Annotated in this window: 10 protein-coding genes; 6 read left to right on the top strand and 4 right to left on the bottom strand. The window is 64.4% G+C overall.

The features are described from left to right. Positions 1-12 precede the first annotated feature (12 nt). The gene (locus tag WKH79_RS01050; protein WP_341859340.1) at positions 13-2700 is read right to left on the bottom strand and encodes a TonB-dependent receptor; all 2688 of its coding nucleotides are present in this window, start codon (positions 2698-2700) and stop codon (positions 13-15) included. A gap of 257 nt (positions 2701-2957) precedes the next feature. Between WKH79_RS01050 and typA the strand changes: the two genes are divergently transcribed. After that, positions 2958-4775, top strand: coding sequence for a translational GTPase TypA (gene typA, locus WKH79_RS01045; RefSeq protein WP_050600233.1), 1818 nt, complete (start codon positions 2958-2960; stop codon positions 4773-4775). Between the two features lie 71 nt (positions 4776-4846). Here typA and WKH79_RS01040 read toward each other — a convergent pair whose 3' ends face one another. Continuing rightward, positions 4847-5692, bottom strand: coding sequence for an outer membrane beta-barrel protein (locus WKH79_RS01040; RefSeq protein WP_050600232.1), 846 nt, complete (start codon positions 5690-5692; stop codon positions 4847-4849). A 199-nt stretch (positions 5693-5891) separates the two neighbouring features. On the opposite strand from WKH79_RS01040, the gene putP reads away from it, so the two are divergent. Genes putP through WKH79_RS01020 form a run of 4 tightly spaced genes read left to right on the top strand, consistent with a single transcriptional unit; the run spans position 5892 to position 10327 of the window. Then, positions 5892-7373: a sodium/proline symporter PutP gene (putP, locus tag WKH79_RS01035; protein WP_063511558.1), complete on the top strand. Its 1482-nt coding sequence runs from the start codon at positions 5892-5894 to the stop codon at positions 7371-7373. 41 nt (positions 7374-7414) lie between these two features. Continuing rightward, positions 7415-9211, top strand: a complete 1797-nt coding sequence (ggt, locus tag WKH79_RS01030) for a gamma-glutamyltransferase (protein ID WP_341859339.1) — start codon at positions 7415-7417, stop codon at positions 9209-9211. A 24-nt stretch (positions 9212-9235) separates the two neighbouring features. After that, positions 9236-9607, top strand: coding sequence for a VOC family protein (locus tag WKH79_RS01025; RefSeq protein ID WP_063512329.1), 372 nt, complete (start codon positions 9236-9238; stop codon positions 9605-9607). Between the two features lie 54 nt (positions 9608-9661). After that, positions 9662-10327 carry an extensin family protein gene (locus WKH79_RS01020; protein ID WP_063513105.1) on the top strand — a complete coding sequence of 222 codons (666 nt, stop codon included), beginning with the start codon at positions 9662-9664 and terminating at the stop codon, positions 10325-10327. A 33-nt stretch (positions 10328-10360) separates the two neighbouring features. Here the strand turns inward: WKH79_RS01020 and WKH79_RS01015 are convergent, their stop codons facing one another. Both WKH79_RS01015 and WKH79_RS01010 read right to left on the bottom strand, forming a co-directional pair. Next, positions 10361-11146 carry an alpha/beta fold hydrolase gene (locus WKH79_RS01015; RefSeq protein WP_330165655.1) on the bottom strand — a complete coding sequence of 262 codons (786 nt, stop codon included), beginning with the start codon at positions 11144-11146 and terminating at the stop codon, positions 10361-10363. A gap of 38 nt (positions 11147-11184) precedes the next feature. Next, on the bottom strand, positions 11185-11730 hold the full coding sequence (locus WKH79_RS01010; RefSeq protein ID WP_341859338.1) for a DUF3617 domain-containing protein: 546 nt from the start codon (positions 11728-11730) through the stop codon (positions 11185-11187). 99 nt (positions 11731-11829) lie between these two features. On the opposite strand from WKH79_RS01010, the gene uvrB reads away from it, so the two are divergent. After that, on the top strand, positions 11830-14025 hold the full coding sequence (gene uvrB / locus WKH79_RS01005; RefSeq protein ID WP_050600227.1) for an excinuclease ABC subunit UvrB: 2196 nt from the start codon (positions 11830-11832) through the stop codon (positions 14023-14025). Positions 14026-14054 lie beyond the last annotated feature (29 nt).

The raw sequence follows: 14054 nt of genomic DNA, 5'->3' as shown, positions 1-14054 counted from the left end.
TGTTCGCTTCGTTTAGAAGCGGAAGCGGGCTGCCACACCGTAGGTGCGCGGCTGGTTCGGGTAACCCGAGATCGCTTCGCCCTGTGCCACTGCCGGGAAGACCGTGGTCAGGTAACGGTCGTCGAGCAGGTTGCGGCCCCACACGGTCAGTTCCAGCCCCATGTCGAAGGCATAGGTGAACGATGCGTTGAGGCTGTTGACCTCGCGCTTGTACGCAGCGGCCGCGGCACGCGCCGGACCGAAGTCGCGTTCACCGGTGACGGGATCGATCACGATGTAGTTGGTCAGGCCATCCACGACCTGCACCGGCGATGCATAGGAGAAGTCGCCCCGCAGGATGACCCGGTCACCGCGCGAGTTGACTTCCTGGTTGTACTGCGCGCCGAACACGGCCGACAGTTCGGGTACGCCGGCAACCGGTTCGCCCGTCAGATCGCCCACCGGCGAAGCGACGAAGCTGTCGTACTGTGCATCGAGATAGGTCATCGCCACGCTCAGCGTCAGCGCGTCGCTGGCGTAGACCTGGCCGTCGAATTCGATCCCGAAGGTTTCCTGCTTGCCCGCATTCGACAGGATGAACGACGTACCGGTGAAGGTGTTCGCCTGGAAATCCTCGATCGCCTGCTGGAAGAAGGTCAGGTTCGCTGCGGCACGATCCCAATTGCCCTTGATCCCGACTTCGTAGACTTCCGAATTCTCGGCGTTGGCGAAGCGGGTGCCCGGACGCAGGTTGGTGACCGCAAGGCCCTGGGCCTGCAGCGCGGCGAAATCGGCCGGTAGCGGACGGCTGTCACGCGACAGGTTGAAGCTCGGCGCCTTGTAGCCGGTCGCCCAGCTGGCATAGACGTTGAGCGTCGGCGAGACTTCGTAAGCCAGACGGACGTTCCAGCTCCAGTCGTCATCATTGGTCGAGCAATCCTCGACCGCGTTCGGGCAGTTCTGCATCGGCGGCAGGAACTGGAACGGATTGAGCGCCAGGAACGGGTTGACCGACGGGTCCGCCTGGTTGGCGTCGGCAAAGGCCTGCACGCCTGCCGAAACCTGGCCGAAGGCAGCCGGGTTGGCCGCAGCGAAGGCACCGATTTCGGTCTGGCTGGCCGGACGGCCGAGGCCGAGCAGCGTGCCGACCTGCGTGGCCAGGCCCTGAGCGAAGATCGCCCGGTTGCCCGAGGACACCAGATCGATGTTCGAGAACACATCGGTGCTCGTCGAATTGGTGACGATCTGCTTCTTGTCCTTGGTGTAGTTGGCGCCAAGCGTCAGCACCAGCCGGTCGGTGATCTCGAAATCGACATTACCGAAGATCGAGAACGCCTCGTTGTCCTGGACGATGTTGTTGAAGAAGCCCTGGCCCTCGGCGAAGAACTGGCCGGTGTAATCGGTGCCGTTGAGCGCCGACAGCGTGGCTTCAAGCGAATCGACGGTCTGCGTTCCACCGGTCGCACCCTGCAGGAGCAGGTTGGCGTAGGGACGGAAGGCGCTGCCGTAGACGATCTGGTCCGAGGTATCGACGCGCTCGTCGAAATAGTAACCGCCGATCAGGAAGTTGAACGGGCCGTCGAAATCCGAGGCGATCCGCAGTTCCTGGGTGAAGGTTTCGATGTCGGCATCGCCGATGTTCGCACCGCTCACGGCAGGCAGGCTGGTGAAGTCGACGTCCTGATCGGCCCCCAGCTGGGTCTTGCGATAGGCGGTGATCGAGGTCAGCCCCAGCGCGCCGAAGTCGTAATCGACCTGGCCCGAGATGCCGTAGTTCTCGACATTGTTGATCGGATCGACATCGGTGAACACGACATCGCCATCGGGGTTGTTGCGGAAATCGTTGACCTGACCGCCGAGCAGCTGGATCGCACCGATTTCGGCCGAGGGCGCGACGTTGAGCACGCCGCAGCAACGCTCTTCGATCTTGTCGTAATCGCCGATCACGCGGACACGCAGCGGGCCGCCGTTGTCGAACAGCAGCTGGCCGCGGGTGAACCAGCGATCGCGGTCGTTGATGTCGTCGCCATTGGCGCCGTTGGTCAGGAAGCCGTCACGCTTGTTGATGCCGCCGCCCACGCTGAACGCGAAGGAATCGCTGATCGGACCGGTGACGAAGCCCTTGACGACCATCGCGTCGTAATTGCCGTAGCTGGCTTCGACCATGCCGCCGAAGTCGAACTGCGGTTCCTTGGTGACGATCGAGATCACGCCGGCGCTGGCGTTCTTGCCGAACAGGGTCGACTGCGGGCCGCGCAGGACCTCGACACGCTGGATGTCGGGCAGGTCGGAGATCTGCGATACCGCGCGGCTGCGATAGACGCCGTCGACGAACATCGCGACCGACGGTTCGAGACCGATGTTGTTGCCGTCGGTGCCGAACCCGCGGACCGAATAGCTGGTCGCGAACGAGCTCTGGTTCTGGCTGACGCGCAGCGAGGGAACCAGCGTGGCAAGGTCGGCGACGTCGCGGATCTGGGCCTGCTCGATCGCTTCCGAGCTGGTCACGCTGACGGCGACGGGCGTTTCCTGCAGCGTCTGTTCGCGCTTGGTGGCGGTAACGATGATGACATTGCTGTTGGCCGGTGCGGCAACGGCGCTGTCATCGGCTTCGTCTTCGGCATCCTGCGCCTGCGCTGCAGCGGGCAGCACCATGGCGGCAGCACCTGCCATCAGGGCGGTACGAACGGACGCGGAACGGCCGAAAGCATTGAATTTCATGAATGGTCCTCTTCTCTCAAGACGTATTTTTGGTCTGCTGCGCAGTCCCCAAAATCACGCAAGCTGCGGCCGATTACCAGACTTGCCCAGCCTCTCAAGCATTTAGCGGCGGCGATGATAGCTCATCCGGCGACTGTGACTTTGACGTTACACCACAACATCTTGTCGCAATGCAGCAACTCGGCTAGGGGCGCGCCCGAAACGTCTCGTGCCCACCATGCGTTGACGCTACGGCACGCCAATAGAAAGCACAATCCATGTCCCGCGACCTGCGCAACGTGGCGATCATCGCCCACGTCGACCACGGCAAGACCACTCTTGTCGACCAGCTCTTCCGCCAATCGGGCACCTTCCGCGACAACCAGCGCGTCGAAGAACGCGCGATGGATTCGAACGATCTGGAAAAAGAACGCGGGATCACCATTCTCGCCAAGTGCACCAGCGTCGAATGGAACGGCACCCGCATCAACATCGTCGACACGCCCGGCCACGCCGACTTCGGCGCCGAGGTCGAACGCATCCTGTCGATGGTCGATGGCGTCATCCTGCTGGTCGACAGCGCCGAAGGCCCCATGCCGCAGACCAAGTTCGTCACCGGCAAGGCGCTTGCGCTGGGCCTGCGCCCGATCGTCGTGGTCAACAAGATCGACCGCGGCGATGCGCGCCCGCAGGAAGTGCTCGACGAAGTGTTCGATCTCTTCGCCAATCTCGATGCGAATGACGACCAGCTCGACTTCCCCAGCCTGTGGGCCTCGGGCCGCGACGGCTATGCAAGCGAGGACGAGCATGCGCGCGAAGGCAATCTCGAGCCGCTGTTCAAGCTGATCGTCGACCACGTGCCCGCCCCCGGGCTCGACACCGAAGCGCCGTTCAGCTTCCTCGCGACGCTGCTCGACCGCGACAACTTCATGGGCCGCGTGCTGACCGGCCGCGTCCAGTCGGGCAAGATCGACGTCAACGACCCGATCCATGCGCTCGACCCCGACGGCAATGTCGTCGAAGTCGGCCGTGCGACCAAGCTGCTGGCGTTCGACGGGCTCGAGCGGGTCCCCGTCGAACATGCCGAAGCGGGCGACATCATCGCGCTGGCTGGCCTTGAAAAGGCAACCGTGTCCAACACCATCGCCGATCCGGTCGTGAAAACGCCGATCGCCGCGCAGCCGATCGATCCGCCCACGCTGGCGATGCAGTTCTCGGTCAACGACAGCCCGCTTGCCGGCCGCGAAGGCAGCAAGGTCACCAGCCGCATGATCCGCGATCGCCTGTATCGCGAAGCGGAAACCAATGTCGCGATCCGCATCACCGAAAGCGCCGACAAGGACAGCTTCGAAGTGGCCGGCCGCGGCGAACTGCAGCTTGGCGTGCTCATCGAAACGATGCGCCGCGAAGGCTTCGAACTCGGCATTTCGCGTCCGCGCGTGCTGTTCCGTGAAGAGAACGGCCAGCGCATGGAGCCGTTCGAAACGGTCGTCATCGACGTCGATGACGAGCATTCGGGTACGGTCGTCGAGAAGATGCAGCGCCGCAAGGCCGAGCTTACCGAAATGCGCCCCTCGGGCCAGGGCAAGACCCGCATCACCTTCTCTGCGCCGTCGCGCGGGCTGATTGGCTATCACGGCGAATTCCTGTCCGACACGCGCGGCACGGGCATCATGAACCGCCTGTTCGAGAAGTACGACACCTATCGCGGCGTGATCGAGGGCCGCCAGAACGGCGTGCTGATCTCGATGGTCCCGGGCGAAGCGGTCGGCTATGCGCTCAACGCGCTCGAAGACCGCGGCGAACTGTTCATCCGTCCGCAGGCGAAGATCTACGAAGGCATGATCATCGGCGAAAACGCCAAGCCCGACGATCTCGAAGTCAACCCGATGAAGTCGAAGCAGCTGACCAACTTCCGCTCGACCGGCAAGGACGACGCCATCCGGCTGACCCCGCCGCGGGTGATGACGCTGGAACAGGCGATCGCCTATATCGACGATGACGAAATGGTCGAAGTGACACCCGAGAACATCCGCCTGCGCAAGGCGATCCTCGACCCGCACGAGCGCAAGCGCGCGAAACGCGCCGCGCAGTAACCGCCGCGCCGACAGCAGACAAAAAAGGGCCACCGCGAAGGTGGCCCTTTTCGTTTCGGCTGGGACTTCGCTCAGAAGCGGAAGTTCAGCGTCGTGCGGATCGAATGGATGTCGAAGTTCGGATCCGAGGGGCGCAGGCCCGTCTGGCCCGAATCGAGCAGGAACGGGTTGGTCGCCGGTGCGCTGCCCGCGCCGACCACGACATAGGCGTCGTTGTCGTCATAGCGCGAATACAGATATTCGAGACCGAGCGAGACATTGTCGAACAGGTAGAGTTCGCCGCCGGCGCCGATCTGGCCGCCCAGCTGCCAATCGTCATCATCCGTCATGGTGAAGGAATTGGCGCCGTTGGTGGTGATGAAATCGTGGTCGATATCGGCATAGGCGAGACCGCCGGTGACGTAGATCAGACCGCGGCCGCTGCCGGGCGAAACGCCCAGACGGCCACGCAGTGCGACCGACTTGTCGAGCTCGCGCTTGAAGGTGTAGCTCGCCGGAGTGGTGCTGAAGCCGTTCGAATATTCTTCCGAATCCGACATCGCGCCTTCGACCAGCAGGCCGGCTACGATCGGGCCATCGCCGATGCGCTGGTCGAAACCGATGCGGACGCCGTAGCCGAAGCGCGACTTGTCGTCGCTGCAGCCGTCGGCGGCACGCGGGCCGTTGGCAATGCCGTTGCAGAAGCCGGGGCCGAACGCATTGGCGCCGGTCGTGGTGCGGACCGTGTCGCCATACTCGCCGTCGCCATCGGTGTCGAAGACGATGCCTTCGCCCGCTTCGTCGTCGAGCCCGTCGAGCCCGAAGCTGCCGCCGACATAGACGCCGTTGAAGAAATCGGGATCGGCATCCTGCGCGTAAGCAGGCTGAGCAACGACACCCGCGAGAATCGCGGTAGCCAGAATTGTCGAGTTTTTCATTGGAAAACCTTTGAGTTATATGGACCCTGTTGTCCGCTAGACGCGTGGGTCGCAAAGCCGTTCCACCGCCGTTCGGCGCTGCGGGCAAAGTGTCTCATATCTGCAACAGCCCGCTCGATCCCTCCCCGGCGGAGGGCCTGCGCAGCGGCGCAATCGCAGCAGTGGCAAGTGCACCATGCATCTGTTAGATGCCCCGCCCATGCAGACGGGAACATATATTTCACTCGCCTTATATTTCGTTCTGATGATCGCGATCGGCCTGTGGGCATGGAAGCGTTCGACCGACACCAGCGAGGGGTATCTGCTCGCCGGACGCAACCTTCCACCCGCAGTCGCCGCGCTGAGCGCGGGCGCGTCGGACATGAGCGGCTGGCTGCTGCTCGGCCTGCCCGGCGCGCTCTATGCCAGCGGCCTGGTCGAGGCGTGGATCGGGATCGGCCTGTTCGTCGGTGCGCTGGCCAACTGGTTCGTGGTCGCGCCGCGGCTGCGGGCGCAGACCGAAAGCTACGGCAATGCCCTGACCATCCCCGAATTCCTCGCCAACCGCTTCCCCGACAAGGCAGTGGCGCTGCGCGTGATCTCGGCGCTGATCGTGGTGGTGTTCTTCGCGGTCTATACCGCCGCGGGCCTGGTCGGCGGCGGCAAATTGTTCGAAACCAGCTTTGCCAGCCTGTTCGGCGATATCGGCATGAGCGATTACATGCTCGGCATCTGGATCACCGCGCTGGTGGTGCTGGCATATACGATGGTCGGCGGCTTCCTCGCGGTCAGCCTGACCGATTTCGTGCAGGGCCTGATCATGGTCGTCGCGCTGGCGGTGATGCCGTTGGTGGTGATGTTCGGCGAAGGCGGCAGCGCGGGCGGGTCGCTGACCGACGTGCCGGTCGACGGCTTCCTGAGCCTGACCAACGGCCTGACGCTGATCGGCTTCATCAGCGCGGTAACCTGGGGCCTGGGCTATTTCGGCCAGCCGCACATCATCGTGCGCTTCATGGCGATCGACACTGTCGCCAAGGTGCGCCCGGCGCGCAATATCGGCATGACCTGGATGGGCGTGGCGCTGCTCGGTTCGATCGGCATCGGCATCGCCGGCCGCGCCTATGCCGAACGCAACGGCATCGTCGTCGAGGATCCCGAGACGATCTTCATCGTGCTCGCCAACCTGCTGTTCCACCCGCTGATCACCGGCTTCCTGCTGGCCGCGCTGCTCGCCGCGATCATGTCGACGATCAGCTCGCAGCTGCTGGTCGCCTCGAGCTCGCTGACCGAGGATTTCTACAAGCTGTTCTTCCGCCGCCATGCATCCGAGCGCGAAAGCGTCAATGTCGGCCGCATCTGCGTGGCGCTGGTCGCGATCGCGGCGATCATCATCGCCAGCGATCCCGACAGCCAGGTGCTCGGCCTCGTCTCCAACGCCTGGGCAGGCTTCGGCGCCGCCTTCGGCCCGCTGATCATCCTTTCGCTGACATGGGACCGGATGACGGGTGCCGGCGCCGTGGCAGGCCTCGTCACCGGTGCGGCAGTGGTCATCGCGTGGATCGCACTGGGCTGGAATGCGGCGCTGCCGGGCATGGATCAGGGATTGTACGAAATCGTCCCCGGCTTCATCGCCGCCTGGCTGGCCATCTTCCTGGTCAGCAAGGCAACCGCCGGAAGCAGCGACCGCCCCTTGCCAGCCTGACGCGCATTCGTCACACCGTCTCCAAAATTCAGGAGACGGACATGCGAGCATTACTGGCGGGCGTTGCAGCCCTTGCCCTCACCGCCATCCCGGCCACTGCGCAGGACACCGCCGAGCGGCCCGCGGTCGAGGAACAGATCGGCGGCGGCGGCCGTCCGGTCGGCGCCAACTGGGCGCGCAGCCCGGTGATCGCGCAGCACGGCATGGCGGCGACCGCGCATCCGCTGGCGACGCAGATCGCGCTCGATGTGCTCAAGGACGGCGGCAGCGCGGTCGATGCGGCGATCGCCGCCAATGCCGCGCTGGGCCTGATGGAACCCACCGGCAACGGGATCGGCGGCGATCTTTTCGCCATTATCTACGACCCGGCGACCGGCGAATTGCACGGCATCAACGGCTCGGGCCGCAGCCCGCGGAACCAGACCCTCGCGCAATTGCGCGAAAAGCTGGGCGAGGCCGAGGCGCTTCCGCCCTATGGCGCGCTGCCGATCACCGTGCCCGGGACAGTCGACGCATGGTTCGCGATGCACGAACGCTTCGGCCGGCGCAGCATGGCAGCCAACCTGGCGCCGACCATCAGCTATGCCCGCGAAGGCCACCCGATCGCGCCGGTCATCGGCATGTATCTCGCTCGCTCGCTCAAGGCCTATTCGGCTCGCGAGGACCAGTTCGATTTCAGCAATGCGCGCAAGGTCTGGTTCGCCGATGGCAATGCGCCCGAGGCTGGCGAGATCTTCCGCAATCCGGACCTGGCCGACACGCTCGAGGCGATCGCCCGCGACGGGCGCAATGCCTTCTACGACGGCGCGCTGACCGATGGCATGATCGATTACCTGCAGGCGCAGGGCAGCGCCTTCACCCGCGCCGATTTTGCCGCGCACCGCAGCGAATGGGTCGAGCCCGCCTGTGCGGACTACAAGGACGGGTACGAGCTGTGCGAACTACCGCCCAACAGCCAAGGCTTTGCCGCGCTGCAGATGGTCAATATCCTCAAGAACATCGACTTGTCGCAATGGGAGCGCGGAAGCCCCGAAGCGCTGCACTACATGGTCGAGGCCAAGCGACTCGCCTATGCCGATGTCGCGCGCTTCTATGCCGATCCCGATTTCGCTGCCCTTCCCGCCCAATTGCTCGGCGAAGACTATGGCGCCGAACGCTTCAAGCTGATCGATCCGGCCAAGGCGACGCCCGAATTCCAGCCCGGCAAAATCGAAGTCGCGCCCAAGCTCGAGGGTGAAGGCGACACCACCTATCTCACCGTGGTCGATGGCGACGGCATGATGGTCAGCCTCATCCAGTCGAATTACCGCGGCATGGGCGGCGGGCTGGTTGCCCCGGGCATCGGCTTCATGTTCCAGGACCGGGGCGAACTGTTCAGCCTCGATCCGGCGCATCCCAATGCCTACGAACCGGGCAAGCGCCCCTTCCACACGATCATTCCCGCCTTCGTGAAGAAGGACGGCCAGCCCTATATGACGCTGGGCCTGATGGGCGGCGGCATGCAGCCGCAGGGCCATGTGCAGGTGCTGGTCAATATCGTCGATTACGGCATGAACCTGCAGGAAGCCGGCGATGCCGCGCGCTTCAACCATGACGGCGGCCGCCAGCCGACCGAGGCACTGGCCGGGCCCTCGGCCGATCCGCTGGGCACGCTGTATGTCGAACCCGGCATTCCGGCGGAATCGATCGCGCAGCTGCGCGCCATGGGCCATACGGTCGAAGTGGTCGACAACGGCATCATGTTCGGCGGCTACCAGGCAATCGCGCGCGATCCCGCGACGGGCGTGCTGACGGGGGCCACCGAAATGCGCAAGGACGGGCAGGCATCGGGCTATTGAGGGTCGCCTGACAAGGAGAGCGACATGGCCAAGGTAACCGGACTGGGCGGGGTCTTCTACGTGGTGGAAGACCCCGCCGCCACGCGCGCATGGTATCGCGACGTGCTGGGGATCGACGGCGAATACGGGCCGCAGCTGGACTGGTCCGAAGAAACCGGTGACAAGCCCTATTCGCTGATCAGCCATTTTCCCGACGACCAATACGTCAAGCCGGGGCGCGGCGGGTTCATGATCAACCTGCGCGTCGACGATTGCGACGGCATGGTGGCCCAGCTCGAAGCCAAGGGCGTCAAGGTGCTCGGCCATGTCGACGAAGGTTATGGCAAGTTCGCCTGGATCCTCGATCCCGACGGGGTGAAGATCGAACTGTGGCAGCAGGTGCAGGCCCCCGCTTAGTCAGCGCGAACATCGTTAGCGCTATGTTAACGATGTCGAGGGAATAATCGCGGCATGCGACCGCATCCCGCCATTGCTCTCCTCCTCCTGATCCTGGCGGGATGCGGCGTCGTACCCGACAGCAAGACCGCCGATCGCGGCGTGCGGCAGGCCGGTTCGCCGGCGATCAGCACCGCCCGCCCCGAGGCGCGGCAATGCCACGCCGAACTGGGCATGACCGGATCGCGCTTCATCCCGCTACCCGACAAGTTCTACGGCCAGGGCTGTTCGACCGCCAACAGCGTGAGGCTGGAAGGCGTCGGCGGCGATCGCGATCATTTCACCGTGACCAACCTCGGCGCAGTGGCCTGTCCGCTGGCGAACAATTTTGCCGGATGGGCGCGCTTCGGCGTCGATCGGGCGGCGCGCCAGATCCTCGGCAGCCCACTGCAGCGGATCGAGACCATGGGCAGCTATTCGTGCCGCAATGTCGCGGGCACGGCGCGCCGCAGCGCGCATTCACGCGCCGAGGCGATCGACGTTTCGGCCTTCGTGCTGGCCGATGGGCGGCGCGTGTCGGTGCTGTCGGGGTGGAACGCCTCGCGCGAGGAGCGGGAATTCCTGCGGGTCGTCCACAAGAGCGCGTGCAAGCGCTTCGGGACCGTGCTCGGCCCCGATTACAACCGCGCGCATCACGATCATTTCCATCTGGAATACGGCAAGGGCAATTACTGCCGCTGACCGGACAGGGAGGCAGAAGCCGCCAGCCGCCCGTCAGTCACGGTCGAGTTCGTCCAGCACCGCTTCCACCGCTTCATGCGTCAGCACGAACCCCATGTGCGAACAGCGCAGCGCCACTGCGCGATCGCGTTCGCCGGCACGCCCGCAGGCCGCCCGCGGATGGACCACGCCGTCCTTCGGACTCCAGAACGCGACGGTTTCCACCGGCGGCTTTTCATGCAGCACGGTATCGATTTCCGGCTCGTCGACACGGTGCCCGGCAATCGCCTGATAGGCGCGCCAGCCATTGTTGGCCCGCGGGCTGCCCGAGAAGGGCGATCCCATGGTGATGACCTTGGCGACCTTGTCAGGATGCTGCTTGGCGATTTCGCGCGCCATAACCCCGCCCAGGCTCCAGCCGACCAGATGGATCGGTTCGCCCGTGCGGCGATACAGATCGACCAGCCGTTGCTCGACCTGGCGAAAGCGGGACTCGGTCGCGCCGAGATTGTAGCCGAGCCCCCATTTCTTGGCCGTATGGCCGGCGCGTTCGAGATGGCGGGCCATCCACCGCATGCGGATCGGATGCGCACCGAAGCCGGGCAGCAGCATCACGGTCCTGGGATGTGCGGCAGCGGCAACCTCCAGCGGTTTGCCCAGCGCGCGGCGGACCGGTTCGAGCGGCCACAGCAATTCGCGCAGCAGCAATTGCCAGCGCGGGCCGCGGGCATCATCGGGACAAGGTTCGGCCGCCAGCGCCCAGCGCCGGGCCAGTTCCTCGCGGTCGATGAGTGCGGTGTCTTTGAACGGTAACGCTGCCATCACGGTGTAATAATGCACCGTGGACGGTTTAGCTCCCCTTAAAGCTTCCCGGTCTTCTAAGCGTCACAGTCGCCGATGCGCTCCTGTGAACTGTTCATGGTCATGGTCATCGTCTGCCCGCCGGGCGCCTCGGCATCCATCGTCATGGTCAATTCCGACGAGGTTTCGCCGCCCCTGCCCTTCATGGTCATCCGTGCGGCGCCTTGCCCTTCGACTTCGCAATTCATGACCGCATCGATCTGGCCGCCCGATGCGTCGAACTTCTCGAAGCTGCAATCGTCGCCGTCTTCCTGCGCTTGCCGCGCCATTTCCTCGAAGCCCTTCTCGGCCTCTTCGGCGGTGAGGCAGTATTCGTGAGTCTGCGGCCCCTGGTCGAGCATCCCCCGCATCATGTCCTGCACCTGCTGCGGCGCCCCGGGCAGTTCGACATCGACGAATTCGACCGTGGCGCGATACTGGCCGGGAAGCGGGCGGACCATGTCTGCGGTCTGCGCAGCGGCCTCTTCCATGCTGATCTCGCCATCGCCGTCGGCATCGGCGGTGCCCCCTCCGCAAGCGGCGAGAGTAAAGCTGGCGACAGCGGCAGTCACGATACGGCGCATGGAAAATCCCTCCTTCTGGTCGAGGCAGGAGGCTAGCAGCCGGGCTGCGCGAGGCAAGCACCGTTGCGCCTGCCGCCCGCGTTCCCCATATGTGCGCGCATGAGCGAACTCGTCATCCGCCGCGGCCTCGAAGAACCCGACACCACTGGCGATTTCGTCCCGCACAAGCCCGCCCGCCCTGAAAAATCGATGCCGGGCAAGAAGTTCAAGCTGGTCAGCGAATATACGCCATCAGGCGACCAGCCGACTGCCATCGCCGAACTCACCGCCGGTGCGCGCGAAGACGACCAGACGCAGGTGCTGCTGGGCGTGACCGGGTCGGGCAAGACCTTCACCATGGCCAAGGTAATTGAGGAATTGCAGCGACCCGCGCTGATCCTCGCGCCCAACAAGATCCTCGCCGCGCAGCTCTATGGCGAGTTCAAGAGCTTCTTCCCCGAGAACGCAGTCGAATATTTCGTCAGCTATTACGACTATTACCAGCCCGAAGCCTACGTCCCGCGCAGCGACACCTATATCGAGAAGGAAAGCAGCGTGAACGAGGCGATCGACCGGATGCGCCACTCGGCCACCCGCGCGCTGCTCGAACGCGACGACGTGATCATCGTCGCCTCGGTGTCGTGCCTCTACGGTATCGGCTCGGTCGAAACCTATTCGGCGATGATCTTCGACATCAAGAAAGGCGAAGCGGTCGACCAGCGCGAACTGATCCGCAAGCTCGTCGCACTCCAGTACAAGCGCAATGACGCGGCCTTCGCGCGCGGCAATTTCCGCGTCCGCGGCGACAGCCTGGAAATTTTCCCAAGCCACTATGAAGACATGGCGTGGCGGATCAGCTTTTTCGGCGACGATATCGAGGAAATCAGCGAATTCGATCCGCTTACCGGCAAGAAGGGCGCCAGCCTCGACAAGGTACGCGTCTATGCCAATTCGCACTATGTCACGCCCGGTCCGACGATGAAGCAGGCCGCCGAGGCGATCAAGTTCGAGCTCGCCGAGCGGCTCAAGGAACTGCACGAGGAAGGCCGCCTGCTCGAAGCCCAGCGGCTCGAGCAGCGGACCAATTTCGACCTCGAGATGATCGCCGCCACCGGCAGCTGCGCAGGGATCGAAAATTACAGCCGTTTCCTCACCGGGCGCCTGCCCGGTGAACCGCCGCCGACATTGTTCGAGTACCTGCCCGAAAACGCGCTGCTGTTCGTCGATGAAAGCCACCAGACGGTGCCGCAGATCGGGGCGATGTCGAAGGGCGACCACCGCCGCAAGATCACGCTGGCCGAACATGGTTTTCGCCTGCCCTCCTGTATCGACAACCGCCCGCTGCGGTTCAACGAATGGGACGCGATGCGCCCGCAGACCTTCGCGGTCTCGGCCACGCCGGGCACGTGGGAGATGGAACAGACCGGCGGTGTCTTCGCCGAACAGGTCATCCGTCCCACCGGGCTGATCGACCCGCCGGTCGGCATCCGCCCGGTCGAGGACCAGGTCCAGGACTGCATCGAGGAATGCAAGAAGACCGCCGCCAAGGGCTATCGCACGCTGGTCACCACGCTGACCAAGCGGATGGCGGAAGATCTGACCGAATTCATGCACGAGGCGGGCGTCAAGGTCCGCTACATGCACTCCGACGTCGAGACGCTCGAACGTATCGAGCTGATCCGCGACCTCCGGCTGGGCGTCTATGACGTGCTGGTGGGGATCAACCTGCTGCGCGAGGGGCTCGACATTCCCGAATGCGGGCTGGTTTGCATACTCGATGCCGACAAGGAAGGCTTCCTGCGCAGCGAAACCAGCCTGATCCAGACTATCGGCCGCGCGGCGCGCAATGTCGACGGGCACGTGATCCTCTATGCCGACCGCATCACCGGCAGCATGGAACGCGCGATGGCGGAAACCGACCGCCGCCGCGAAAAGCAGAAGGCCTATAACGAGGAACACGGCATCACGCCGCAGACGATCCGCCGCCAGATCGCCGATATCGTCGCGCATACCGCGTCGCAGGACGGGGTCACGGTCGATACGGGCGACGACGAGCGCAACAATCTCGTGGGGCACAATCTGCGCGCCTATATCGAGGACCTCGAGAAGCGCATGCGCACTGCCGCGGCCGATCTCGAATTCGAGGAAGCCGGCCGCCTGCGCGACGAAATCCGCCAGCTGGAGAACGACGAACTCGGCCTCGGCGATGCAGAAAAGAAGGCGCCGCGTGTCGGCCGCAGCGATGCGGGCCGCCCGGGAACGCGCAAGACCCGCTATGGCAAGACACGCTACAAGCGGATGGGCGGTAAACCGTGATCGACGGGCGTATTTGACGCCGGTCGTGC

The organism is Qipengyuania sp. GPGPB31 (genome assembly GCF_038396345.1).
Classification (GTDB): Bacteria; Pseudomonadota; Alphaproteobacteria; order Sphingomonadales; family Sphingomonadaceae; genus Qipengyuania; species Qipengyuania citrea.
This window is presented reverse-complemented; position numbering and strand designations above follow the sequence as displayed.